This is a genomic window from Cellulomonas sp. P5_C5 (assembly GCF_054049655.1).
Genome location: NZ_JBFULY010000004.1, coordinates 241,767 through 266,836 on the forward strand (window position 1 = coordinate 241,767; position 25,070 = coordinate 266,836).

General features: G+C 73.9%; 19 protein-coding genes. 9 read left to right on the top strand and 10 right to left on the bottom strand.

What is annotated here, in order from left to right; translation table 11 throughout:
• Nucleotides 1-129 precede the first annotated feature (129 nt).
• Entirely contained in the window at nt 130-1,533 is a 1,404-nt protein-coding gene (locus ACXJKF_RS05880; protein WP_456786791.1) for a C40 family peptidase, read from the bottom strand.
• Nucleotides 1,534-2,001: 468 nt separating this feature from the next.
• Here ACXJKF_RS05880 and ACXJKF_RS05885 point away from each other — a divergent pair, with 468 nt between their 5' ends.
• The 3 genes from ACXJKF_RS05885 to ACXJKF_RS05895 are packed head-to-tail and all read left to right on the top strand — an operon-like array spanning nt 2,002 to nt 5,335.
• On the top strand, nt 2,002-3,321 hold the full coding sequence (locus tag ACXJKF_RS05885; protein ID WP_456786792.1) for a bifunctional o-acetylhomoserine/o-acetylserine sulfhydrylase: 1,320 nt from the start codon (nt 2,002-2,004) through the stop codon (nt 3,319-3,321).
• A gap of 6 nt (nt 3,322-3,327) precedes the next feature.
• Nucleotides 3,328-4,605 (top strand): homoserine O-acetyltransferase MetX, encoded by a 1,278-nt coding sequence (gene metX, locus ACXJKF_RS05890; protein ID WP_456786793.1) that lies wholly within the window; start codon nt 3,328-3,330, stop codon nt 4,603-4,605.
• A 22-nt stretch (nt 4,606-4,627) separates the two neighbouring features.
• On the top strand, nt 4,628-5,335 hold the full coding sequence (locus ACXJKF_RS05895; protein ID WP_456786794.1) for a maleylpyruvate isomerase N-terminal domain-containing protein: 708 nt from the start codon (nt 4,628-4,630) through the stop codon (nt 5,333-5,335).
• Here the strand turns inward: ACXJKF_RS05895 and ACXJKF_RS05900 are convergent.
• Together ACXJKF_RS05900 and ACXJKF_RS05905 are read right to left on the bottom strand one after the other, a co-directional pair.
• Nucleotides 5,332-6,018 (bottom strand): DUF5995 family protein, encoded by a 687-nt coding sequence (locus tag ACXJKF_RS05900; protein WP_456786795.1) that lies wholly within the window; start codon nt 6,016-6,018, stop codon nt 5,332-5,334. The genes ACXJKF_RS05895 and ACXJKF_RS05900 overlap by 4 nt on opposite strands.
• 41 nt (nt 6,019-6,059) lie before the next feature.
• A complete protein-coding gene (locus tag ACXJKF_RS05905; protein ID WP_456786796.1) occupies nt 6,060-7,070 on the bottom strand; it encodes an HD domain-containing protein in 1,011 nt (336 codons plus the stop codon).
• Between the two features lie 120 nt (nt 7,071-7,190).
• On the opposite strand from ACXJKF_RS05905, the gene ACXJKF_RS05910 reads away from it, so the two are divergent.
• Both ACXJKF_RS05910 and ACXJKF_RS05915 read left to right on the top strand, forming a co-directional pair.
• The gene (locus ACXJKF_RS05910; RefSeq protein WP_456786797.1) at nt 7,191-8,150 is read left to right on the top strand and encodes a zinc-binding dehydrogenase; all 960 of its coding nucleotides are present in this window, start codon (nt 7,191-7,193) and stop codon (nt 8,148-8,150) included.
• Entirely contained in the window at nt 8,147-9,118 is a 972-nt protein-coding gene (locus tag ACXJKF_RS05915) for an alpha/beta hydrolase (RefSeq protein ID WP_456786798.1), read from the top strand. Before ACXJKF_RS05910 ends, ACXJKF_RS05915 begins: the two co-directional genes overlap by 4 nt.
• A gap of 60 nt (nt 9,119-9,178) precedes the next feature.
• Here the strand turns inward: ACXJKF_RS05915 and ACXJKF_RS05920 are convergent, their stop codons facing one another.
• The 3 genes from ACXJKF_RS05920 to ACXJKF_RS05930 form a co-directional block, all read right to left on the bottom strand.
• Entirely contained in the window at nt 9,179-10,672 is a 1,494-nt protein-coding gene (locus ACXJKF_RS05920) for a hypothetical protein (RefSeq protein ID WP_456786799.1), read from the bottom strand.
• Between the two features lie 151 nt (nt 10,673-10,823).
• Entirely contained in the window at nt 10,824-11,123 is a 300-nt protein-coding gene (locus tag ACXJKF_RS05925) for an MTH1187 family thiamine-binding protein (RefSeq protein WP_456786800.1), read from the bottom strand.
• A 9-nt stretch (nt 11,124-11,132) separates the two neighbouring features.
• Entirely contained in the window at nt 11,133-14,174 is a 3,042-nt protein-coding gene (locus tag ACXJKF_RS05930) for an FAD-binding and (Fe-S)-binding domain-containing protein (protein ID WP_456786801.1), read from the bottom strand.
• 199 nt (nt 14,175-14,373) lie between these two features.
• On the opposite strand from ACXJKF_RS05930, the gene ACXJKF_RS05935 reads away from it, so the two are divergent.
• Entirely contained in the window at nt 14,374-14,880 is a 507-nt protein-coding gene (locus ACXJKF_RS05935) for a septum formation family protein (RefSeq protein WP_456786802.1), read from the top strand.
• Between the two features lie 85 nt (nt 14,881-14,965).
• Here ACXJKF_RS05935 and ACXJKF_RS05940 read toward each other — a convergent pair whose 3' ends face one another.
• The 3 genes from ACXJKF_RS05940 to ACXJKF_RS05950 form a co-directional block, all read right to left on the bottom strand.
• Nucleotides 14,966-15,403, bottom strand: coding sequence for an OsmC family peroxiredoxin (locus ACXJKF_RS05940; RefSeq protein WP_456786803.1), 438 nt, complete (start codon nt 15,401-15,403; stop codon nt 14,966-14,968).
• 66 nt (nt 15,404-15,469) lie between these two features.
• Complete coding sequence (locus ACXJKF_RS05945; RefSeq protein WP_456786804.1) at nt 15,470-16,642, bottom strand: AAA family ATPase; 1,173 nt, start codon at nt 16,640-16,642, stop codon at nt 15,470-15,472.
• 57 nt (nt 16,643-16,699) lie between these two features.
• Nucleotides 16,700-17,779, bottom strand: coding sequence for a D-alanyl-D-alanine carboxypeptidase family protein (locus ACXJKF_RS05950; protein WP_456786805.1), 1,080 nt, complete (start codon nt 17,777-17,779; stop codon nt 16,700-16,702).
• A 272-nt stretch (nt 17,780-18,051) separates the two neighbouring features.
• Here ACXJKF_RS05950 and ACXJKF_RS05955 point away from each other — a divergent pair, with 272 nt between their 5' ends.
• The gene (locus tag ACXJKF_RS05955) at nt 18,052-18,390 is read left to right on the top strand and encodes a hypothetical protein (protein WP_456786806.1); all 339 of its coding nucleotides are present in this window, start codon (nt 18,052-18,054) and stop codon (nt 18,388-18,390) included.
• Here ACXJKF_RS05955 and ACXJKF_RS05960 read toward each other — a convergent pair.
• Nucleotides 18,387-20,075, bottom strand: coding sequence for an FAD-dependent oxidoreductase (locus ACXJKF_RS05960; RefSeq protein WP_456786807.1), 1,689 nt, complete (start codon nt 20,073-20,075; stop codon nt 18,387-18,389). The two genes, ACXJKF_RS05955 and ACXJKF_RS05960, sit on opposite strands and share 4 nt — an antisense overlap.
• Before the next feature lie 42 nt (nt 20,076-20,117).
• Between ACXJKF_RS05960 and ACXJKF_RS05965 the strand changes: the two genes are divergently transcribed.
• Both ACXJKF_RS05965 and ACXJKF_RS05970 read left to right on the top strand, forming a co-directional pair.
• Entirely contained in the window at nt 20,118-20,702 is a 585-nt protein-coding gene (locus ACXJKF_RS05965) for a protein-L-isoaspartate O-methyltransferase family protein (RefSeq protein WP_456786808.1), read from the top strand.
• Nucleotides 20,703-20,854: 152 nt separating this feature from the next.
• A complete protein-coding gene (locus ACXJKF_RS05970; protein ID WP_456786809.1) occupies nt 20,855-24,991 on the top strand; it encodes a S8 family serine peptidase in 4,137 nt (1,378 codons plus the stop codon).
• Nucleotides 24,992-25,070 lie beyond the last annotated feature (79 nt).

Below are 25,070 nucleotides of genomic sequence, written 5' to 3' on the forward strand. Positions count from 1 at the left end.
ACGACGTCCGAGGACATGGCTGCAATAGCAACCACTTCCTCGGACGCCCCTTGTTCACAGACCAGAACGTCCGAGGAAGTGAGCGCTCTAGCAGCCACTTGCTCGGACGTTGCGGGAGGGGCGCGCAGGTTACGGGCGGCCGGCGAAGGGCATCGTGTTGCCCCAGCGCATGCCCGTGGTGCGCAGGGGGTCGCCCGGCTTCGAGGCCTCCATGATCTGGCCGCCCCCGGCCCAGATGGCGACGTGGTAGATCGCGTCCGGGTTGTTCGGGTTGGTGGACCAGAAGACGAGGTCGCCGGGGCGCAGCTCGTTGTAGCTGATCTTGAGGACCTGCTTGTACTGGTCGCGGCTGGTGCGCGCGAGGTTGACGCCGGCGGTGCGCCAGGCGCTCATCGACAGACCRGAGCAGTCGTAGCCGTTGGGGCCGACACCGCCCCAGACGTACGGCAGCCCGATCTTCGTCTGCGCCCACGCGAGCGCTGCGGCGCCACCCTCGGCCGATCCGCTCGACCGGCCCGTGCCGAGGCCGTAGCCACCGCCGGACGGTGCGGGCGCCGGCGGCGGCGTGACGACCGGGGGTGCGACGGGCGGCTGCGGGTTGGACACGACCGGCGGCGGGTTCGTGGTGGCCGGGGGCGGGTTCGTCGTGGCGGGCGGGTTCGTCGTGGCGGGCGGGTTCGTCGTCGCCGGCGGAGCCGTGTTCCCGCCGCCGGGTGCCGGAGGTGCGGTGGTGGTCGGCGGCGCGGGGGGCGGGCGGAGGGCGGCGGCGCGGGCGGCGGCCTCCTCGCGCTCGCGACGCTGCTGGTCGACGAAGTCCTGGCGGGCGCGCTCGACCTCCGCGCTGGTCTGGCGGGCGGCGGMCAGCGCGGTGATCAGGCCGTCGCGCTCGGCGGTGGCCGCGGTCTGCGCGGCGACGGCGTCCGTCTGTGCCTGCTCGGCGGCGGCCAGCGCGTCGGCGGCCGAGGCCTTTGCGGCCTTCGCGGCCTCGGCGGCCTCGGTGGCGCGGGCGGCGAGGGTGGTGGCGACGAGCTGGGTCGCCCGGTACTGCTGGACGGCCTCGTCGGCCTTGCCGCTGATGCGGTCCAGCGCGGTGCTGCGGCGGGCGACGTCCTGGAACCCGTCGGCAGACAGGAGCGCCTGGAGCAGGTCGGTCGAGCCGCCGGACCGGGCGACCTCGCGGGCGATGGCGACGAGCTGACGGCGGGCGTCCTCGGCGGTGGCCGACGCGTCCTTGGAGCGGGCGACGGCGTCGTCGGAGGCCTGCTGGGCGGCGTCGGCGTCGACGACCGCGCGGTTGTAGGCCTCACCTGCCTGCTGGACCTTGAGCTGGGCGGCGTCGGTCTCCGCGCTCAGCTGGGCGAGTCGGACCTCCATCGAGGCGACGGACCGCTCGGCCGACTTCACGGCTCCCTGGGCACGCCGGACGTCCTGCGCGGAGGGGGGTGTCGGGTCGGCGAACGCGCTGGACGCGCCTGCCGCGAGCAGGGTGGCGACGAGCGCGCCGGCGACCAGGCCCCGTGAGGCCGTGCGCATGCTCGTGCTTCGGCTCACCTGGACGCCCTCCCCGACGTTCGACGACCGGCCTTCGGCGGCCGTTCTCGAGGGACGCTACCGGCGGAAACCTCAGAAGAGAACACGTGTCACACCAGTCCCACGAGTCACACGCGTGTGGTTTGGGAGGAACCGGACAGGTTCACGCAGAGATCACCCGTTCGCCGCAATGACGCCTGGTGAGAAGATCTCTGACCACGATGCGAGACGCCAGTTCCACTTGTCGGACGGATCCGCTTACTGTCAGCCCATGTCCCGCCGAATGTGTCGCTGACCCAGCGCACGCTCGGCTGTGCCCGCGGGCAGGTCGCCACCACGGCGGCCTCGACGTCCCGCCCGAGCCATGGCTCGATCCGTGCGCCACTCCACCCCCTCCGCGGGACGGACGTCGGCTGCCCGAAGCCCCTCCGCGGTCCCATAGATCCCTTATCGACAACGGAGCGCTGAACCGTGAGCAACGAGAGCTGGAACTTCGAGACCCGCCAGATCCACGCCGGCCAGACCGCGGACCCCGCCACGGGCGCCCGCGCGCTGCCGATCTACCAGACGACGTCGTTCGTCTTCGACTCCGCGCAGCAGGCCGCCGACCGGTTCGCGCTCAAGGAGCTCGGCCCGATCTACACGCGCATCGGCAACCCCACGCAGGAGGTCGTCGAGAACCGCATCGCGGACCTCGAGGGCGGCGTCGGCGCGCTGCTCGTCTCCTCGGGCCAGGCGGCGGAGACGCTCGCCATCCTCAACATCGCGGAGGCCGGCGACCACATCGTCGCCAGCCCGTCGCTGTACGGCGGCACGTACAACCTGCTGCACTACACGCTGCCCAAGCTGGGCATCCAGACGACGTTCGTCACGGACCCGCACGACGCGCAGGCGTGGAGGGACGCGGTCCAGCCCAACACCAAGCTGTTCTTCGCGGAGACCATCCCGAACCCGAAGGCCGACATCCTCGACATCGAGCTCGTCGCCGGGGTCGCGCACGAGTCCGGCGTGCCGCTCATCGTCGACAACACCGTCGCGACGCCGTACCTCATCAACCCGCTGAAGTGGGGCGCCGACATCGTCGTGCACTCCGCGACGAAGTACCTGGGCGGCCACGGCTCGGCCATCGGCGGCGTGATCGTCGACGGCGGCACGTTCGACTTCGCGCAGCACCCGGAGCGGTTCCCCAACTACAACACCCCCGACCCGTCCTACAACGGCCTGGTGTTCGCCCGGGACCTCGGCGTCGGCGGCGCGTTCGGCGTCAACCTGTCCTTCATCCTCAAGGCACGCGTGCAGCTGCTGCGCGACCTGGGCTCCGCGATCTCGCCGTTCAACGCGTTCCTCATCGCGCAGGGCATCGAGACGCTGTCGCTGCGCGTCGAGCGGCACGTCGAGAACGCGCAGAAGGTCGCCGAGTGGCTGGAGGCGCGCGAGGACGTCGGCACGGTGCACTACGCCGGGCTGGAGTCGAGCCCGTGGCACGCTGCGCAGCTCAAGTACTCGCCGCGCGGCGCGGGTGCGGTGCTCGCGTTCGAGCTCGACGGCGGCACGGAGGCCGGGCAGGCGTTCGTGTCCGCCCTGGAGCTGCACTCGAACGTCGCCAACATCGGGGACGTGCGCTCGCTCGTCATCCACCCGGCGTCGACGACGCACAGCCAGCTGACGCCCGAGGAGCAGGCGCTGTCCGGCGTCACCCCCGGTCTGGTGCGGCTCGCCGTGGGCATCGAGCACATCGATGACATCCTGGCTGACCTGGACGCCGGCTTCCGCGCTGCGAAGGGTGCCTGACCGAGCATGAGTACGACACCGCCGGGACCGTCGGAGCGCACCACGCGCTCCGACGGCCCGGTGGTGCACCCCGAAGGGAACCGTGTGCCCGACCTGACCCTGTCCCCCGTCCGAGCGCGCACCCTCGGGTCCCGCACGCCCGAGACCGAGCGGCCGCCCGTCCCCGCGAGCGCCGCCTGGCACGAGGGGGACCCCGTGGGTCGTCGGCAGTTCGCGGACCTCGGCCCGCTCAAGCTGGAGTCCGGCGGCCGCCTGCCGGCCGTGCGGCTCGCGTACGAGACGTGGGGCGAGCTGAACGAGGACGGCACCAACGCGGTGCTCGTGCTGCACGCGCTGACCGGGGACTCGCACGTGACCGGCGAGGCCGGCGACGGGCACCCGACACCCGGCTGGTGGTCGTCGATGGTCGGACCGGGGGCACCGATCGACACGGACCGCTGGTTCGTTGTCGCACCCAACGTCCTCGGCGGCTGTCAGGGCTCCACGGGGCCGGCGTCGCCGGGGCCCGACGGGTTGCCCTGGGGCAGCCGGTTCCCCCTGCTGACCGTCCGCGACCAGGTCGCCGCCGAGATCCGCCTGTCCGACCTGCTCGGCATCGACGCGTGGTCCCTCGTCATCGGCGCCTCGCTGGGCGGCCTGCGGGTGCTGGAGTGGGCGGCGAGCGCTCCCGAGCGCGTCGAGGGCATCGCCGCGATCGCGACCGCCGCGCAGACGTCCGGCGACCAGATCGCCGGGTTCCACACGCAGCTGGCCGCGATCCGCGCCGACCCCCGGTACCGCGAGGGCGACTACTACGACGCCGCCGACGGCGACGGCCCGCACGTCGGGCTCGGCCTGGCCCGGCAGATCGCGCACCAGACCTACCGGAGCGCCAAGGAGCTGGACGAGCGGTTCGGGCGCATCCCGCAGGGCGGCGAGCAGCCGCTGGAAGGCGGGCGGTTCGCGGTGCAGTCGTACCTGGACCACCACGGCGACAAGCTGAGCCGTCGGTTCGACGCCAACACCTACGTGGTGCTCACGCGGACGATGGTCACGCACGACCTCGGCCGCGACCGCGGGGGCGTCAGCGCCGCGCTGGCGTCGGTCACCGCGCGCGCGCTCGTGATCGCGGTGGACTCCGACCGCCTGTTCCCGCCCGCCCAGTCCGAGCGCATCGCGGCCGGGATCCCCGACTCCTCGCTCCGCACCATCCACTCGGACTACGGCCACGACGGCTTCCTCATCGAGGAGGACCTGGTGGGGGCCTACGTGCAGGAGTTCCTGGAGCAGGGCGCGCGGCGGTAGCACCTGCGGCACGATGGGCGCCATGCCCTCCGGAGACCTCGCCGACGCCCGCACCGCCCTGCACGCCCAGTGGGACCGCCTGCGGTCCTGGGTCACCGCCGTGGTCGACGACGACGTCGCCGACGAGCCGTCGGTGCTCGACGGCTGGACCGTCGCCGAGCTCGTCGCGCACCTGGGCCGCGCGATGGAGGCGCTCGCGGTGTGCGTGCCGCTGCCCGACGGCACGGTTCCGTACACGTTCGGCGAGTACGTCGGGACGTACGTCGCCCGCGCCGAGGACATCGCGGAGACCACCCGTCAGCTGGCGGTGGACATCGCGCACGACCCGGTCGCGGAGGTCGACGCCCGCGCCCGGGCAGCGTTCGCGCGGCTCGACGAGCTGGGTCCCGAGGACCTCGTCGTGCAGGCCCGCCGCGGTCCCGTGCTGCTCAGCACCATGACCGTGTCGCGCGTGCTGGAGCTGGTGGTGCACGCCGACGACCTCGCGCGGTCGGTGCCGCGCGGCCCGGACCCCGTCGACCCCGGCGCTCTGGCGCTGGTGGCCGACGCCCTCCTCGACATCGTCGTCGCACGCGGCGGCTGGAGCCTCGAGATCGCCGACGCCCGCCTGTGGGTCCGGCTCGCGGCGGGACGGCAGGCGTACGACGTCGATCTGCTGGCCGTCGCGCTGCAGCCCCGCTACACGTCCGACGGGGTGCCCGACCTCGGACGGATGCTGCCGATCCTCTAGTCCAGCTCGACCACGGTCAGCAGCTGCCGGCTCACCAGACCGACCGTCCGAGCGAGCGAGTCGCGGACCGCGGCGGGCACGAACGGGACACCGCGCAGGTGCCACAGGGTCAGCCCGGAGACCCACGCGGCGTCCCGCGCCTTGTCGATGGAGAAGTTCGACACCAGGTCCACCAGCGGCGATGCGCCGGCGCCGTAGCGGACCACGGCCTCGTCGAGGAACGAGCGCCGGATCGGCCGCACCACCTCCGCCAGGACGGCGTTCACCTTCTCGAAGTCGGCGTGGATCGACCCCGACTCCGGTTCCCTGCGGCGCGCGCGGCACGTGGCGACGAGCGCGAGCGCGAGGTCGTGGTTGATGTGCGCGTTCATGCCGGCGAGGGCCAGCTGGATCGGCTGCACGCCCCGGGTCACGCGGCGCTCGACCAGCGGCTCCCACGCCTTCGACACCGGCCGGCCGGCCGCGAGCGCCCGCGGCACGTCGAGGAAGACCTGCGCGAAGCGCACGTCGAGATCCTCGATGAAGGCCTCGTCGGCGAACGTGCCGTCGGTCACCCGCTCGGCGACCAGGGCCGTGACCTGTCGGTAGACGTCGATGAACACGCCGAGCCCGTCGCGCCGCGGCAGTCCCGCGCGGACGCGGTCCATCTCCGCGACGACCGCTCCGATGGCTGCGCTGCTCACGCCCTCCAGGCTCCCAGAGCCCGGGTCGAGAGGACAGGACCTCATCGACCGGGCGTGATCCAGAAGGTTGCCGGGACCTCCACGTGCCGCGGGTCGGGCTCCGGCACGGGGAGAGCTTCGCCGTCCACGAGTGGCCGCGCCAGATAGAGCCGCGACACGTCGTACCGGATCGCTCCAGGCGGCCGCGTGCGACCGCCGCCGCCCGCCGCGTGCACGTGCCATGCCGTCGGGTCGGCGAGGAACTGCTCCGTGGCGCTCGACGTCGCGGGACCGGCGAGCAGCGCCGCGAGGAGCTGGCCGTCGGTCATCGCGGCGAGCGTGAGCTCGTCGAGCCCCGGGTCCTGGTCCAGGAGGGTGCCGACGAGGTGCCGCAGGATCCCGTTCACGAGCACGTTCAGAGGCGAGCAGTGGTAGGCGACCTCGTCGGCCACGAGTCGCACGATGCGCTGTGCCGTGGCGAGATCGGTCTCCACGGCGCCGTCGACGACGCGGAGCCGACCGAGCAGGGCTGCCGGGTCGGGGTGCTCCCGGCCGTGCACCCGACCGCTGCGCACGTACGAGTCGAGATGGTCGAGCGACAGCAGCCCTGAGCGCTGCGTCAGGGCCGACGGTCGACTGCCCTCCACGGTCGCGAGCACGTCGGACACCGCGACACCGTGCCGGGCGAGGAGCCCGTCGAGCGTCAGCACGGCAGCGGTGCCGAGCACGTGGTGATCGAGGCCACGGACCCCTTCGAGGGTGTGGCTGAACGGCAGGTGCCCGACGTCGTGCAAGAGCGCGGCCGCGCGGGTGACGGTGTCGTCGGGGTCGACGGACGCGACGAGGGCGAGCAGGCCGAGCGAGTGCTCGAGGCGGGAGTACGACTGCGTCGTGACGAGCGAGGCCGCTCCCGCGTGCGCGACGAGCCCGAGCCGGCGTACCTGCCACGTGCGCAGCAGGGCGGTCTCGAGCGGCGACAGCGAGATGACGGTCTGCCACAGCTGGTCGACGTGCACGCCACCGAGCCCGAGGGTGTCCGACACCCCGACCCCGGGCGCGGTCCTCTCGATCACCCGTCCCCCCGTTCCTCGTCGTCCGGCGCACCGATGCCTCAGGCCGTCAGGACCGGGTGCCGCGGAGACACACACCATCCTGCATCGCGACGACTCGCGCCCGGCGGTTACGTTGGGCCGGTGATCGCCGCCTACGCCGCCCGGTTCTCGTCCGACGACCCCGTCAGCGCGCTGGAGGTCGGTGAACAGCCGGCTCCGGAGGCGCGGGAGAACTGGTCGGTCGTCGACGTGCGGGCCGCCGCGCTGAACCACCACGACGTGTGGACGCTGCGCGGGGTCGGGATCCGGGCTGAGGCACTGCCGATGATCCTGGGCACCGACGCCGCCGGGGTCACCGCCGACGGTCGCGAGGTCGTCGTGCACGGTGTCATCGGCGGGGCGAGCGGTCACGGCGTGGGGGCCGACGAGCCGCGCAGCCTGCTGTCCGAGCGCTACCCGGGGACGCTCGCGGAGCAGGTCGCGGTGCCCACCTGGAACCTCGTCGACAAGCCCGCCGAGCTGTCGTTCGTCGAGGCCGCGTGCCTGCCGACCGCCTGGCTCACCGCCTACCGGATGCTCTTCCGGTMCGGCGGCGCGACTCCCGGGCAGCGGGTCCTCGTGCAGGGCGCGGGCGGTGGGCTGGCCACCGCGGCGATCCTCCTCGGGGCGGCGGCAGGGCTCGAGGTGATCGTGACCAGCCGTTCCGAGGAGCGCCGTGCGCACGCGCTGGCCCTCGGGGCAGCGGCCGCGGTGGAGCCCGGCGCGCGCGTGCCGCGGGCGGACGTGGTGCTGGAGAGCGTCGGGAAGGCCACCTGGTCGCACTCGGTCCGGTCGGTGCGGCCCGGCGGGACGATCGTCGTCGCAGGTGCCACCAGCGGGGACGCCGAGCCCGCCGAGCTCACCCGGATCTTCTTCCAGGAGATCACTGTCGTCGGCACCACCATGGGGACGCGCGACGACCTCGGGCACCTGCTCGCGTTCCTCGCCCGCACCGGGGTGCGACCGCTGGTGGACTCGACGTTCGCGCTGGCCGACGCACGCGACGCGGTGCGGCGGCTCGTGGACGGCGACCAGTTCGGCAAGATCGTGCTCGTGCCTTGACCGGCGGGGAGTGGGCCGACGACGTTCTCGGGCCCGACTACAGGGTCCGGACGCTCGTGCTGCAGCCCGACGACGAGGGGGACGTCGTGGCGACCCTCGTCCGGTACGCACCGCCGAGCAGCGAGCCGCTGCGGCCGTCGCGCGCGATCCTCTACGTCCACGGCTGGTCCGACTACTTCTTCCAGACCGGGCTCGCCGAGTACTGGCACGCCCGCGGAGCCGCCTTCTACGCGCTCGACCTGCGCAAGTACGGCCGCAGCCTGCGCCCGGGCCAGACGCCCGGGTACATCGAGAACCTGGAGACCTACGACGAGGAGCTCGAGGCGTCGCTCGACGTCATCTCTGCGGACCTCGGGGCACGCGCCCGCGTGATGGTGATGGGCCACTCGACGGGTGGGCTCGTCGCGGCMCTGTGGGCGAACCGGYACCCCGGGGAGCTCAGCGGCCTGGTGCTCAACAGCCCGTGGCTCGAGCTGCAGGGGTCGTCCGTGCTCCGGCACATCAGCGCCCCGGCGGTCGCGCGKATCGCCCGGTTCCAGCCGAAGGCGCCGCTGCCCAACATCGACCCCGGCTACTACGCCCGCACCCTGAGCAGTGCCAGCGGCGGCGAGTGGACCTACGACACCACCTGGCGGCCTACCCCGTCGTTCCCCGTCCGGGCCGGTTGGCTGCAGGCCGTCATGTCCGGGCATGCGCGGGTGGCCCGCGGCCTGAGCATCGAGGCGCCGATCCTCATGTGCGCGTCGAGCCGCACGGTCATCAGCCCGCGGTGGAGCGAGGACATGCGGCACGCCGACGTGGTCCTCGACGTGGAGCTGCTGGCGCGCCGCGCGGTGCAGCTGGGGTCGCACGTGACCGTCGTCCGGATCCGCGACGGGCTGCATGACCTCGCGCTGTCACCGCGACCCGTGCGCGAGCGGTTCTACGCGGAGATCGACCGCTGGTCGTCCGCGTACGGCTGGGGCTGACCGGCCCTACGGCCGCAGGATGCCGGTGGCCTCGGCCTCACGGCTGGGGGCTGACCGGCCCTACGGCCGCAGGATGCCGGTGGCCTCGGCGAGCGTCGGGCCGCCCTCCCCCAGCCGCCAGGCGCGCCAGCCGTCGACCGGGTTCTCCGCGGACACGGCCGCCGACGCGGCGTCGTCCGGGTCGGCGTGCAGCTCGCCCGTCGGGAGCTCGATGAGCCCGTCGGTGCGCAGCATCGCGAGCAGGCGCTGGCCGCGCCGTTCGCGGACCCAGACCAGGGTCGTGATCGCGCGGCGGCTCTTGGCGAGGGTCGCCAGCTCGGGCAGCGCGCTCGGGCCGCCGTCGGACCAGGGCTCGCGGATCGGCGCGATCTCCTTGGTGGTCTCCGGTCCGGCCTGCGGCGGCGGCGCCGGGCTCCGCGGGGGCGGGCTCGGCGCGGGCGGCGGAGGCGGGTTCGTCGTCGGGAAGCTCGAGGAGATGGGCAGCGCGGCGGGCAGGGGTGCGAACGGCCGGGGGCCGGTCACCTGGTCCGTGCGGTCGCGAGGCGGCGTGCGCGGGACGACCTGGTCGGCGGCGGCCCGCAGCCCGAGCACCGGGGTCAGGGTGGTGGGCGCGTCGTGGATCGTCGACGACACCCGCGGCTTGTCCGCCGCCGGCTGCAGGACGGGGGCGGGGGTCGGCTTCGGAGCGGGCGCCGGCTCGGGTTCCGGGGCCGGGGTCGCGGTCGGCGTGGACGCCTGCGTCGGGCGAGGAGCCGGCCGAGGCGTCGCCTGCGGGATCGGCGCCGTCGTCGGCGCACGCAGCGGGGTCGGTGCGGGCACCGCGGGCGTGGCCATCGGCGGTGTCACGGCGCGCAGCTCGCCCGTGGCGGGAGTGCGCACGTGCGGCGTGGGCGGGACGTGCGACTCGAACTGAGCGCCCCCCGCGAATCCCTCGCTCGACCGGACCAGCCGCAGCGCGGTGGGCTCGACGGAGCGGCGCGCCCCCTCGTGCGTCGCCAGCGGCGAGACGTCCAGGAGCCGCCGGTCGTCCACCCCGCGCACCACGCCGACCTGCAGCACGTCGACGTGCCGGCCGGGGCCGCGCAGGAAGCCGAGCGTGTCTCCGGCCTCGGCGGCGACCTCCGAGCAGAGCAGCACCAGGCGGACACCCTCACGGCGGCTGGACTGCGTGCCGAACGCCGCCTGCTCCCGGAACGCCGCGAAGTCGACCGCGAACCGGCTGGGGTCCGGGTGGTAGGCGCGCGCCAGGTCCGTCGTCGTCATCCGGGACGCCGCGCCGGCGTGCCGGAGCGCGGAGATGACGGCGTCGTCGTCGACGACCTGCACGACGTCGACCACGACGGCACGTCCCGTGGCGTCCAGGGCGAGCAGCTCGGGCAGGTCGGCGTGGTCGGGGGCGTTGGTCCGGGAACGGACCGCGAACAGGGGCTCACCGGCGATCGCGGCGAGGTGGTGGCTCAGGAGCGAGGCGCACTCCTGCGCGAACGATCCGGTCAGGGGCTGCATCGGCTGGACGAGGCGCGGTCGGCCGTCGTCGAGCTCGAAGAGAGGCATCAGTCCCGGCCTTCCTGGGCACGCCGCCGCCAGCTGCGCGTCCGTGTGTTCACCCGCGCGCCCCGACCGGCACACGTGCGACCACACTGTCCCACAGCACGGTCAGCCCGTCAGCCCGTCCGCACGGTGTGCCTGGACGAGATCGGTCACATCACTCGAACGTGGTCAGCGCGGCCTCGACCCGCTCGACCTTGCCGGTGAGCTCACCGGTGTGCCCGGGGCGGATGTCCGCCTTGAGCACCAGGCTGACCCGGCCGCCGTGCCGGCCGACCGCCTCGGTCGCGCGCTTCACGACGTCCATCACCTCGTCCCACTCGCCCTCGAGGGTGGTGAACATGGCGTCGGTGCGGTTGGGGAGCCCGGACTCGCGGACGATGCGCACGGCATCGGCGACGGCGGCGGTGACGGACTCGCCCGCACCGAGCGGGGCGACGGAGAAGGCGACGAGCATGCGGCCAGCCTAGGCCGGTGTCGCGGCATGACGGGCGGGCAGGTGCGCCGCCAGGAGCTCGGCGAGGTGCACGCCCTGCACGCCGGCCAGGTGGTCGGCCTGCGTCCGGCACGAGAAGCCGTCGGCCAGGTAGACGTCCCCGGGAGCGGCGGCGCGCAGCGCCGGGAGCAGGGCGTTCTCCGCGACCGCGACGGACACGTCGTAGTGGCCCTTCTCCATGCCGAAGTTGCCGGCCAGCCCGCAGCAGCCCGCGAGCGCCGAGAACTGCGCACCGGCGTCGGTGAGCAGCCGGCGGTCGGCGGTCCACGTCATCACGGAGTAGTGGTGGCAGTGCGGCTGCACGACGGCGGTCACGTCGGAGAGGTCCGGCACCTGCCAGCGGTCGCCGGGGCCGATGGGGGCGGGCGCGGTGAGCAGCTCCGCGAGCGTGCGGGTCTCGCGGGCGACCGCCACCGCGCGGGGGTCGTCGGGCAGGAGGTCGAGCAGGTCGGAGCGCAGGACGGCGGTGCACGACGGCTCGAGCCCGACGATCGGGATCCCGTTGACGGCGAAGGGCCCGAGCACGCCCAGCAGGCGGGTCAGCTGCTTCCGGGCGCCGTCGAGCTGGCCGGTGCTGATCCAGGTGAGCCCGCAGCACGCGCCGTCCTGCGGGATCAGCACCTCGTAGCCGGCGTCGGTGAGCACCGCGACAGCGGCCTGCGCGACGGACGGGGCGAGGGTGTCCGAGAACGAGTCGGTCCACAGCACCACGCRCGGCTTCTTGCCGGCGGAACCACCCGTCCCCTTGCCGGAACGTCCGAGGAACTGGTCGCCGGGGCGCTCACTCGCTCGGACGTCGCCGGTCTCGATCTCGTTGCGTCCGCGCACCTGGTCGCTCTGGCGCTCACTTCCTCGGACGCTGTGAGTCAGCGTGACGGCGTCTCGACCCTCGCCGCGCACCCACGTGCGGAACGGCTGCCGGGCGAACGTCACCATCTGGCGGCGGGTGTCCATCCCGCCACCGGCGAGGACCACCTTCGCGACGGGGCGGATGCCGAGGACCGCGTTGGTCAGCGCCGCGAGCCCTGGGACCCCGGTGATCAGCCGTGCCCACCGGGGCAGCCACCCGAGCGCGTAGTGCGACACCGGGCGGAGCTTCCCTCGATATGTACGGTGCAGCACCTCGGACTTGTACTGAGCCATGTCGACGCCCGCGGGGCAGTCCGACGAGCACGCCTTGCAGGACAGGCACAGGTCGAGGGAGTCGTGCACCTCGGGCGAGGCCCAGCCGCCCGACACGAGCGTGCCGTTCGCCATCTCCTGCAGCACCCGCGCGCGGCCGCGCGTGGAGTCCTTCTCGTCCTTCGTCGCCAGGTACGACGGGCACATGAAGCCACCGGTCGCGGTGCTGTCCGCCCGGCACTTGCCGACGCCGACGCAGCGGTGCAGCGCGGTCGTGAGGTCCCCGGCGTCGTGAGCGAACGAGAAGCCGTGCCCGTCGGAGAGCAGCGGCCGGGCCCACGGACGGCGCAGGTCGGCATCGAGCGGGCTCGGGCGCACGAGCACCCCGGGGTTGAGCAGGTCGCGCGGGTCGAGGAGGTCCTTGAAGGCGCCGAACAGGTCGATCGCCTTCGCCGAGTACATGACCGGGAGCAGCTCGGAGCGCGCGCGACCGTCGCCGTGCTCCCCGGACAGCGAGCCGCCGTGGGAGGCGACGAGCGTCGCGGCGTCCGTCATGAACGCGCGCAGCGGGTTGCCGGACCGCTCCAGCGGGATGTCGAGGCGCAGGTGCACGCACCCGTCGCCGAAGTGCCCGTACGCGAGGCCGTCGACCCCGTGCGACGCCATGAGCGCCTCGAGCTCGCGCAGGTACGCACCCAGCCGCTCGGGCGGCACCGCCGAGTCCTCGAACCCGGGCCACGCCTGCTCGCCCGAGGGCGTCCGCCCACCGAGGCCGGCGCCGTCCTCCCGGATCCGCCACATCGCGGCAGCCTCCGGACCGGGCGGGAAGAGCCCGACGGCGGCGGTCTGCGCGTCGGCGGCCAGCGCGCGCGCCCGGTCGAGAGCCTCGTCCAGCGAGTCCCCGCCGACCTCCACCATGAGCCAGCCGCCCCCGGCCGGCAGGGGCGGCACCGCAGCGGCACCGCGGACGCGGCGCACCACGTCGACCAGCCGGGAGTCCATGCCCTCGATCGCCAGCGGGGCGTGCGCGAGCAGCGCCGGGACGGCGTCGGCGGCCGTGGGCATGTCCGGGTAGCCGAGGACGACGAGCACGGGTGCCGCCGCGACCGGGACCAGGCGGACGGTGGCGCCGAGCAGAGTCGCAACGGTCCCCTCGGTGCCGACCAGCGCCTTGGCCAGGTCGGTGCCCTTCTCGGGCAGCAGGTGCTCCAGGGAGTAGCCGGAGACCTGCCGGCCGAACCGTCCGAGCTCGGTCCGCAGGATGTCGAGGTGCCCGCGGACGAGGGCGTCGAGACCCGGCACGACGTCGAGCGCGCCCGCCCCGGAACGCGCCTCGAACCGTCGGCCCGTGCCGTCCACCACGTCGAGCGCGAGCACGTTGTCGGCGGTGCGCCCGTACGCGACCGCGCGGGGGCCGCACGCGTTGTTGCCGATCATCCCGCCGAGCGTCGCGCGGGCCTGTGTCGACGGGTCGGGACCGAACCGCAGGCCGTGCGGCGCGGCGGCCTTCTGCAGGCTCGCCATCACCACACCGGGCTCGATGCGGGCCGTCCGCGCGGCCGGGTCGATGTCGAGGATCCGGTTCACATGGCGCGAGAAGTCGAGCACGACGCCGGTACCGACCGCGTTGCCCGCGACGGACGTCCCGCCGCCCCGCGCGGTCAGCGGCACGCCCAGGGACCGGGTGACCTCGAGCGCGGCGAGCACGTCGTCGGTGTCCTGCGGGAACGCGACGACCTGCGGGACCACGCGGTAGTTGGACGCGTCGGTGGAGTACTCCGCCCGGCGGCGGGTGCTGTCGTCGACCGCCCCGCGCAGCGCGGACCGCAACGCCTGCACGACGTCGGCGCTGCTCACGCCCCCTGCCACGGTCTCGGTCACGGCCACCACGGGGGCAGTCTCCCATCGGCGGCCGACTCCCCCGCACACCCCGCCAGGGAGTGGTCACCGCCCGGCGACAACAGGGTGGAATGTTCCGTGTGTCCGTTTTCACACTGTTTCGGGAGAAATGCCCCGATATGTAAGCGCTTCGAGTCGCTACTGTCTCGCGGGCCCGCCGATCGGTGGGCCCTCCCCGAACGAGAAGAAGATGATGCGCTCCTTCACCTACCGCGTCGCGGCCCCCGTCCTCCTGGCCGCAGCCCTCGCCGGCGTCTCCGGCTGCAGCGTCCTCGACCAGGCGGACCCGCCCGTCCGCGACGAGACGTCGGGCGAGATCACCGAGTCCAGCGAGGCCGACGTGTTCTCGCTGAAGGTGGGCGACTGCCTCAACCAGGCGGCGAGCGAAGAGGAGACAGAGGTCTCCTCCGTGCCGACCGTCCCGTGCGCCGAGCCGCACGACAGCGAGGCCTACGCGGCGACCGACCTGCCCGAGGGTGACTACCCGGGCGACGCGTCCGTCACCGAGTCGGCCGACACGTACTGCTACGACGAGTTCGCGACGTTCATCGGCCTGTCGTACGACGAGTCGGCCCTCGACCTCGCGTCCTTCTACCCGACGCAGGAGTCCTGGGCCGGKGGCGACCGCGAGATCATGTGCTTCGTCTCCTCGCCCGACGGCCAGGTCACGGGAACGCTCGCGGCCGCCGCACGCTGACCCCACCCTCCCGCTGTGCCGGGAGACGCGAACGTCCGCACTCGGACGGGGTCGAACCCTGTCGAGTGCGGACGTCGCGGAGGGATCAGGCCAGGGACGCGTCCAGCGTGATCTCCGTGCCGGTCAGCGCCTTGCTCACCGGGCAGGTGGCCTTGGCGTTCTCCGCGGCGGCGCGGAAGCCGTCGGCGTCCAGCCCGTCGACCTCGCCGCGGACGGTCAGGGCGATCGTGGTGATGTGCAGGCCGCCCGCCGGGTCGGGACGCAGCGTCACGTCCGCGCTGACCTCGAGGGCGATGGGGGTGCCGCCGGCGTCGGCGATCACGGCGGAGAGCTGCATGGCGAAGCAGGACGTGTGGGCAGCCGCGATGAGCTCCTCGGGGCTCGTCGTGCCACCCGCCTCCTCGGCGGTCCGCTTCGGGAACGAGACGTCGAACGTGCCGGCGCCGGAGCTGGTGAGCTCGACCTGCCCGCTGCCCTCCATCAGGGTGCCGTTCCAGGCGGTCCGAGCGGTGCGCGTGGACATGGTGCTCCTTTGCTGTGGGCGGAGCGGGCAGACGCCCGCATCCCCCACGCTAGGCAGACTGCAGGCTCAGCGCGCGCGTTCGAGGTGCCCGGTGACGATCTGCGTCGGCGCGCCGGCCTGTCGCAGGGCCCACGCGGCACGCGCGTGCAGGGCGCGCCGCTCGTCGGGTTCGAGGCCGTTGTAGAGCGCCTCGCGCACCAGGTCGTGCCCGAACACGAGCCGGTCGCCGCGAGCGCGGACCACGCCGGCGGCCAGGCCGTGCCGCAGGGTGCGCCAGCAGTCCGCGACGGGGTCACCCGACAGCGAGGCGAGGTCGGCGATGACGAACGACGTGCCCAGCACCGAAGCCTGGCCGAGCAGGGCGAGCACGTCGGCGCCCAGGTACTCGACGCGGCGACGGACCACCTCGTCGAGCGGGGTCATCCAGCGGGTCCYGGTGGAGTCGAGCACGCCGTCGGACGCGACCAGCGCACCCGCGGCGCGCGCGGTGCGCACGACGTCCGCGACCAGCCGCGGGTTGCCGCCGGTGGTCGCGAGCGTGCCCCGCAGCGAGGGTCCGACGGGGCCGCCGACGAGGTTCTCGGCCAGCTCGACGGTCGCCCGCGCGTTGAGCGGGCGCAGCTCGAGGTACCGGGCTCCGGCGCGGGTCCACGCGGCGACGAGCTCGGCCAGCTCGGGTCGGTACGGCACGGGCCGCATCGTGAGCACGACGAGCGCGCGCGGCACGGCGCCCTCCCGTGCCAGCTGGAGCAGGACGGCGAGCGAGGGGGCGTCCGCCTCGTGCACGTCTTCGAGCACGAGGGCCCACGGCCGGAGGTCACCGTGGCGGCGCAGGAGGGCCGCGAACAGCTCCGCGGCGCGGTCGTACCGGGCTCCCGAGCGGACCGGGTCGGCGTAGATCGCGTCGAGCAGGTCAGCGAGCTCGGTCTCGACGGGGCTGCGCCCGGGCCCGTGACCGGCGGCGGCGGAGGACCGCACGAGGAGTGCGTCCGACAGCAGCGCGAACGGCCAGCCGCGCAGGGCCGTCGCCTGGGCGGTCCGCAGCTCGACGTCGAGGAGCCGCGCGGAGCCGCGCAGGGCGTCGACCAGGCTGGTCTTGCCGACCCCGGCCTCGCCCTCGAGAAGGACGGTGACGCCCACCCCGTCGGCGGCCGTCGACAACAGGTCGTCGAGGTCGTCGAGCTCGGCGGCACGGCCCACCAGGGGCCATGTCCGCCCCGGCTCGGCCGAGGTGCTCATGCGCCCGATCGTAGGGCCGCGACGGGCGTGCGGGTCCGATCTGCACGCAGACCGGGATCAGCCGCTGTACTCCCAGTGCCACGCCTCGGGCTTGCTGCCGCCCCACTCGGCCCACGACGGGTGGATCCAGCTGAGGTCGGGCGCGTGCGAGGCCATCCACCGGTGCTGCTTCGTCCCGAACGAGTCGATGCCGCCGCCGAGGTCGACGGCGATGCCGCTGCCGTGGTTGGACGTGCCGGGCGTCGCGCACAGGTATCCCTTGGTGCGCTTGCACGCGACCTGGCCCGCGTAGGAGCGGTAGGAGTCGTTGACCACGAGGTCGGAGCCGAACTGCGCGCGGTACGCGGAGTTCAGGACGTCGAGCTGCTCGGCCGCGTCGCAGCGCAGGCGCACGGAGGCGTCGAAGCTGACGCCGCAGAGCGCGGAGTCGGGGATCTTGCCGTTGGCGTACCCGAGGAGCGACTGCTTCCACTCCGCGCGCTGGGCCTCCTGGGCGGCCTGGGCCTGGGCGGCGGCGTCGGCGGCTGCCTGCGCGGCGGCAGCGGCGGCGGCGGCCTCCGCGGCGGCCTGGGCTGCGGCGGCGTCGGCCGCGCGCTTGACCTCGGCGCTCTGCCGCACGGTGGTGGTGAGGGTCGCGACGGCGGCCACGGCCTCGCGCAGCTGGGCGGTCGTCTCGTCCTCCTTGCCGGCGGCGGGCGGGACGAGCGGCACGGGTGCCGGTGCGGGCGTCTGCTCGAACACGCTGGCGGGGTCGATGGGTGCGAGCGGGTCGACGGGGGCGGGCACGACGGGCGCCGTGGTCGCGGCGGGTGTGCTGTCCGCGGCGGCGGGCTCCTCGCGCTCGGCCGAGCGGGAGGACGCGGCGCCGCGGGTGTCGGTCGTGTCGTCCGCCTCGTCGCCGGTCGCCTCGACCAGGAGCTCGTCGAGGTGGGCGGTGGCGGCCTCGAGGGCCTCGAGCTGGGCGGCGTCGATGGCGACCTGGGCGCCCTCGGCCTGCACGGTCTGCGCGACCTCGATCGCGTCGGCGGCGACATCGACCGCACCGGCCCGCGCTCGTTCGACCTGGGCTGCACCGGGGACGAGGGCGGGGATGAACGCGCTCCCACCATCACCGGCGGTGGCGGACACGGTGACCATGACGCACATGCTCAGGGCGAGCGCGGCGACCACACCACCCTGCGCGAGGCGGACGGGGCGACTGGCTGCGCGTGCCGGCGCAGGGCGCGCCGCGGCGTGCCGGCCACTCGTGGCGCGACCTCGGGAGGGAATCTTGTAACTCACGCGTAACACGTTAAGTTCATCGGACAACCGTCCAGGACACTTGAGGCCTCTGGGCGGGGGAGATCTCGTGAGGATCTCGTTACGGCTCCGTCACATAATTCATAGGTTCGGGCGGCTACGATGCCGCCGTGCCCCCTGAATTGCCCCCTGAGACGCCCCCCGGACCGGTCGGTCCCGAGCCCGTCCGCGGCCTCGACGACCTCTACGACATCGCCCGTCTGGCCGAACGTCTCGGCGTCGAGCACGCGACCATCCGGGTCTGGCTCTCCCGCAAGGTGCCGTGGCTCCCGCAGCCCGACGGGCGGCTGAACGGCGGCGCCGTGTGGCGCGCGACCACCCTCGCCGGCATCGAGATGCGCCGCGAGCGCGGCCGCCCCGGACGCAAGCCGAAGTTCGTCCCCGCCGCGTCGGCGGCGGACGTCCCGCGCACGGGGATGATCCCCGTCGTCGCCCAGAGGACGAGCTAGAGCACCGTCAGCCGCAGCGCCCCCGGTGCCGACGCCGGCACCGCGGGTCGCACCGGACGCACGGGCGCCAGCCGCACGTACGGCTCCCCCGGCGCCGGCCGGGGATCGGGCTCGCCTGCGTTGGGCCACAGCGCGAACGCGCGCTCGGCCTGGGCGGTGATGGTCAGCGACGGGTTCACGCCGAGGTTCGCGGAGACCGTCGACCCGTCGACGACGTGCAGCCCGGGGTGCCCGAAGACCCGGTGGTACGGGTCGACGACCCCCTCGGCGGCCGACCTGCCGATCGTGCAGCCGCCCAGGAAGTGCGCCGTCATGGGCACGTCGGCGACCTCACCGAGGCTGCTCGCCGCGAAGCCGCCGAGGTGGACCGCCATCCGCCGGTAGGCGGCGTTCGCGGCCGGGATCCACGTCGGGTTGGGCTCGCCCTCACCCGGCGCCGACGTCAACCGCGTGGCGCCGCGCCAGGTCCGGCGCGGCCGCACGGTGATCGAGGCACCGCCCGTCTGCATCACCAGGCCGATGACCGTGCGCTGCGACCAGCTGCCCAGACCGAGCACGATCGAGGCGACCTGCCCCGGGTGCCGCAGCGCGGTACCCAGCCAGCGCACCGGACGTGGCACCCGCCCGCCGCCGTCGGTGAGCACCGTGCTCAGCAGGCCCATGAGCTGGGACCCCCGCCCGTAGCGCACGGGTTCGAGGTGGGTGTGGTCGTCGAGGTGGACCGAGGACGTGATGGCGACCCCGCGCGTCATGTCCGGGCGCCGTCGCCAGCCGCGCCAGCGCGTCGCCGCCCCGCCGAGCGACTCGCTGTTGGTGCGCGTGAGCACGCCGAGCCGGTCGGACAGCCCGGGCAGGGTGCCGGTCGCCTTCATCCGGTGCAGGAGCTCCTGCGTTCCCCACGTGCCCGCGGCCACCACCACCTGACCGGCGGTCACGGTCCGGTCTCCGCCGCGCCGCCCCGTCCGCGTCGTCCGCACCTCCCACTCCTGGCCGCGCGGGCGGATCGACGTCACCGTCGTCTCGGCGACCACGCGCGCACCCGACCGCTCCGCCAGGTACAGGTAGTTCGTCGGCAACGTGTTCTTCGCGCCGTGCCGGCAGCCGGTCATGCACTCGCCGCACTCCAGGCACCCGCGGCGCGACGGCCCCGCGCCACCGAAGAAGGGGTCCGGCACCACCGCGCCGGGCGGCCCGAACACCACGCCGACGGGGGCGAGCCGGAACGTGTGCCCGACGCCCAGGTCCTCGGCCGTCCTGCGCACGACCTCGTCCGCGGGCGTGCACGTCGGGTTGTCGACGACGCCGAGCATGCGGCTCGCCTGGTCGTAGAAGGGCGCCAGCTCCGCGCGCCAGTCGGTGATGCCCGACCACTGGGGGTCGCGGTAGAAGGCGTCGGACGTCGGCCGGTAGAGCGTGTTCGCGTAGTTGAGCGACCCGCCCCCGACGCCCGCGCCCGCCAGCACCACCACGTCGGGCAGCACGTGGATGCGCTGGATGCCGAGCCAGCCGAGGCGCGGGGCCCACAGGAACCGGCTGACGTCCCACGACGTCCGCGGCAGCGTCTCGTCGGTGAACCGGCGACCCGCCTCGAGCACCAGGACGCGGTAGCCCTTCTCGACGAGCCGCAGCGCGGCGACGGACCCGCCGAACCCGGACCCGACGACCACGACGTCGTAGTCGGCCACCGCACCTCCCTCGGGACAGTGCGCCGATCGTAGGCTCGACGCATGCGCGAACGTGCAGACCCCGCGCGCGCCGCCGACGTGGCGGACGCGATGCGGGTGCTCGCCCGCGAGGGGTTCCTGCCCGCGGAGCAGCGTCCCCGCGCGCACGAGGACCGGCCGCTGCCGCTGTGGAACGGGCAGACCAGCTCGCAGCCGAGCACCGTCGCGGCGATGCTGCGGCTGCTGCAGGTGCCCGTCGGCGCGCGCGTCCTGGACGTCGGCTCCGGCTCGGGCTGGACGACGGCGCTGCTCGGTCGGCTCGTCGGCCCGGACGGGGTGGTGCTGGGGCTCGAGCTGGACCCGGAGCTCGCGGTGTGGGGTGCGTCGAACCTCGACGCGTGCGGGCTGCCGTGGGCGCGGATCGAGCCGGCGTCCCCCGGCGCGCTCGGCCGGCCGGTGGACGGCGGGTGGGACCGGATCCTCGTGTCGGCGTCGCCGCGGTCCCTGCCGACGGTGCTCGTCGAGCAGCTCGCCGAGGGGGGCCGGCTGGTGATCCCGGTCCGCTCGACCATGCACCTCGTGGAGCGCGTCGCAGGCCAGGCACGTGTCACCACGCACGGCTCCTACACCTTCGTCCCGCTGCGCTGACGACGGCGGACGCACCTCGCGAAGCGTCCAATTCGCCAGAAGGTGACGAATGCCGTACCTGCCAGTAACGTGCACCGGGCGTACGCCTGCGTGTGACTACCGTCACGCTCCGGTGCACGCAGTCGGTCCTCCTCGAAGCCAGGGATGCGCACATGCCACGTCGACCCGTCCTCGCCGCCGTCACCGCCTTGTCCGTCGCGGTCACCACCGCGTTACTCGGCGCCGGCGGCGCCTCGGCGGCACCACCGCCGACGGACGGCCCGACCGCGGGGAGCTCGCGCGACATCGCCGGGCGGCTCGACGCCAAGCTCGCCCGCGACCTGGTCGGGGCCACGGGCACCGTCACGGCCTTCGTGCAGCTCGACGCGAAGTCCGGCAGCGAGGTCACGGCCGACGGCGGTACCCCCGCCGAGGTCAAGGAGGCGGCCGCCGACACCGAGGCGCTCGCCGACGAGGTCGTCCCCCAGCAGGTCACCGCCCGCTCGGCCACCTCCGCCGCACCGAAGCAGATCGCGACGCTCACCAACCTCGTCGCGGGCACGCTGGTCACGGGCGACGCCGCGCAGGTCCGGGCGCTGGCCGACTCCCCCGAGGTGGTCGCGGTCTACCGCGTGACCCCGAAGACCGCCACGAACGCGCACAACGTCGAGTTCACGCGGGCGCTGAAGGTGTGGCAGGACACGGGCCAGACCGGTGAGGGCGTCCGCATCGGCGTCATCGACACCGGGCTCGACTACACCCACGCCGACTTCGGCGGCCCCGGCACGGTCGAGGCGTACGAGGAGGCCTACGGCGAGGACGGCTCCGGCCCGGTCCCCGACGGCTTCTACGACCCGGCAAAGTACATCGGCGGCTACGACTTCGCCGGCGCCCTCTACAGCGCGAGCGACGACATCGAGGGTGCGACCCCCGTGCCGGCGCCCGACGAGAACCCGATCGACAACACCTACCTGTCGGACAACAGCGGCCACGGCACGCACGTGTCCGGCACCGCCGCCGGCTACGGCGTGACGCCGGACGGGACGACGTTCGACGGCGACTACAGCGGCCTGACCAACGTCTCCGACTGGCTCGTCGGCCCCGGCACCGCACCCGGCGCGGGCATCTTCGCGCTCAAGGTGTTCGGTGACATCGGCGGCTCGACGAACCTGACGTCGCTCGCCCTCGACCGCGCGGCGGACCCGAACGCGGACGGCGACCTGAGCGACCGGCTCGACGTGGTCAACATGTCGCTCGGCAGCGACGGCTCCCCCGCCGACGACCCGGACAACCTGCTGATCGACGCCCTGACGGCGCTCGGCACCGTCATGGTGATCGCGTCCGGCAACGCCGGTGACATCACCGACATCGGCGGCAGCCCGGGCAACGCCGCGAGCGCCCTGACCGTCGCGAACTCCGTCGGCGCCCCGCAGACGTACGACGGCGTCGAGGTCACCGCGGCCGCCGACCCGGCCCTCGTCGGCATCCACTCGGGCCAGAACTCGGTCGCCTACGGCGGCGCCGACGTCACCGCACCCGTCGGCAACCCCGGCGCCAACTTCGACGGCTGCACCGCGTTCACCGCGGCCCAGGCGGCCGCCGTCGCCGGCAAGGTCGCCTACCTCTKGTGGAACGACGACGACACCGCCCGCCGCTGCGGCTCTGCCGTCCGGTTCAACAACGCGACGGCCGCCGGTGCGGTCGGCGTGCTGCTGCCCACGGAGAACACCCCGTTCGCCGCCGGCATCTCCGGCAACGCCGCGATCCCCGGCTTCCAGATGACCGCCGCCACCACGGACCTGCTGCTCCCGGAGATCCAGGCCGGCACGCTCACCGTCCACATCGGCCCCGGCCTGGCCGGCACGGTCGTCGAGGACATCGCGGGCGACATGCTCAACTCAGGCTCGTCGCGCGGCGTGCACGGCTCCCTGGGCCACGGCAAGCCTGACGTCGCCGCTCCCGGCACGCAGATCCTGTCCGCCGCCTCGGGCGCCGGCAACGAGCCGAACTCCCTGTCCGGCACGTCGATGTCGAGCCCGCACGTCGCGGGCATCGCCGCCCTGGTCCGGTCGGCCCACCCCAGCTGGGAGGCCGAGCAGGTCAAGGCCGCCGTGGTGAACACCGCGACGCACGACATCTGGACGGGTCCGGGCGGCACGGGCACGGCCTACGGTCCGGAGCGCGTCGGCTCGGGTCGCGTCGACGCGTTCGACGCGGTCAACACCAACGTCATCGCCTACAACACGCAGGACCCCGAGCAGACCTCGGTCACCTGGGGTGTCGTGCCGGTCGGCGACAGCACGGTCGTCGCCAAGAAGACCGTCACGGTGAAGAACTTCGGCTCGACGAGCCAGCGGTACACCACCTCGGTGTCGAGCTCGTCGAAGGCGGGGGGCGCCACCATCACGGCCACCCCGGCGTCGATCACCCTGGCGCCCGGGAAGTCCGCGGTCGTGACCCTCACGCTCACGGCCGACCCGGTGACGCTCCAGCGTCAGCTCGACCCGACCTCGGCCGCGGTCCAGGCCGGCGTGCCGCGCGACTACGTCTCCGAGGTCTCGGGCCGCCTGGTCCTGACCTCCGGCGCGTCGCAGCTGCGGGTCCCGCTGCAGGCGGCTCCGCGGCTGGTCTCCGACCTCACGGCCTCCCCGGTCGCCTTCGCCGACGCCGCCGCGGCGACGGCGGACCTCGCGATCTCCGGTCGCGGTGTGGCGTCGGGTGGCTGGTACTCGCTGACCACCCCGCTGAACCTCGGCGCCACGAGCCCCAAGCTCGAGACCGTCCCGGGGTTCGTCACCTCGCCGTCGGCGACCGCCGCCGGTGACATCCGGTACGTGGGCTGGGCGTCGACGGCGCCCGCGATCGCGGCCGAGGGCGGCGACCCGACCACGGGCCTGCTGGGCATCGGCATCGCGACCGACGCCGAGTGGGCCACCCTGGGCCGCTACGTCCTCCCGGTGATCGACATCGACATCGACGGCGACGGCGCCTACGACCTGGAGACGGTCGTCCAGAAGTACAACGACGACGCCGACGTCACGATCGCCGCGACGTTCGACTACAACACCGGCGAGAACCTGGACGTGCAGCTCATCAACGGGTTCTCCGGGACCATCGACTCGGGCGTGTTCGACAGCAACGTCCTGGTCGCCCCGATCGGTCTCGACTGGGCGGGCATCCCCGTCGGGTCCACCCCGACGATCGACGTCTACACGGTGTCCAGCTACGCGGCGGCCGACTCGGGCGTGCTGGACACGGCCGACTCGTTCACGGTGAACCCGTACGACCCGCCGTTCTGGTTCGACAACGACATCCCGGGCACGTTCTCCACGCTCGGGGCCGACGGCGCCGTCATCCCGGTCCACAAGGGTGCGGGTGCGGCCGACGGACAGCTGCTGGTGTTCCAGCACCAGAACGCCGACCCGGTCTCCCGGGTGCAGCTGGTGGACGTCACGGTCCCGGCGGCGACGCCGACGACCACGACGCTCGCCGTCACGGGCGGGAAGAAGGCCGGCCAGGAGCTCACGCTCACGGCGACCGTCGCCCCGGCGGAGGCCACCGGCACCGTGTCGTTCCTCGACGGGCAGACCGAGATCGGCTCGGCGGCCGTCACGGGCGGCACGGCGACCGCGAAGGTGAAGCTCGGGGCGGGAGCGCACTCCCTGAGCGCGACCTTCACCCCGGACAGCGGGCTGTACGCGCCGTCCACGTCGGCGGTCGTCCCGGTCGACATCAAGAAGTCGGGTTCGACGTCGGCCCTCACGCTGTCGAAGAACTCGGCTCCGTTCGGGACGGTCACCACGGCCACGGTCGTCGTCACGGGCGCCTCGGCGGCTCCGACGGGCACCGTCGAGATCAAGGAGAAGGGCAAGGTCCTCGGCACCGGTGAGCTCGTCGTGAACGGCCTCAAGGGCACCGCGACGATCGCCCTCCCCGCGGACCTCGCCGCCGGGACGCACCAGCTGACCGCCGTGTACGCGGGCAGCGCGGACGTCACGGGCTCGCAGACGCAGCGGTCGTACCGGGTGACCCCCGCGACGACCAAGGCGACGCTGACGGCGGACTCCTGGACCGTGGCCAAGGGCGCGAAGGCGAAGGTCACCATCGCGCTCTCCGGCACCCCGGTGCCGACCGGGTCGGTGACCGTCACGGTGGGTCTGCAGCGGGTGGCGACCGTGCCGCTCAGCAACGGCACCGCCACGGTGACCCTGCCGGCGGCGCAGCGGTCGGGCGTCGTCATCGCGTACTACGCGGGGAACGGCGGCTACCTGCCGACGGTCGCCGCGCACACGCTGACGGTGAAGCGCTGAGCCTCCGGATCAGCTGACGTGGGCCGCGTCGACCTCCGGGTCGGCGCGGCCCTCGTCGCTCCCGTCCCGGTCGGTTGCC

What these genes read in the sequence shown, in the direction of transcription:
- metX (WP_456786793.1), top strand. Translation starts at nt 3,328, where the DNA reads ATGAGTACGACACCGCCGGGACCGTCGGAGCGCACCACGCGCTCCGAC.
- ACXJKF_RS05895 (WP_456786794.1), top strand. Translation starts at nt 4,628, where the DNA reads ATGCCCTCCGGAGACCTCGCCGACGCCCGCACCGCCCTGCACGCCCAG.
- ACXJKF_RS05920 (WP_456786799.1), bottom strand. Translation starts at nt 10,672, where the DNA reads ATGCCTCTCTTCGAGCTCGACGACGGCCGACCGCGCCTCGTCCAGCCG.
- ACXJKF_RS05925 (WP_456786800.1), bottom strand. Translation starts at nt 11,123, where the DNA reads ATGCTCGTCGCCTTCTCCGTCGCCCCGCTCGGTGCGGGCGAGTCCGTC.
- ACXJKF_RS05940 (WP_456786803.1), bottom strand. Translation starts at nt 15,403, where the DNA reads ATGTCCACGCGCACCGCTCGGACCGCCTGGAACGGCACCCTGATGGAG.
- ACXJKF_RS05950 (WP_456786805.1), bottom strand. Translation starts at nt 17,779, where the DNA reads ATGGTCACCGTGTCCGCCACCGCCGGTGATGGTGGGAGCGCGTTCATC.
- ACXJKF_RS05965 (WP_456786808.1), top strand. Translation starts at nt 20,118, where the DNA reads ATGCGCGAACGTGCAGACCCCGCGCGCGCCGCCGACGTGGCGGACGCG.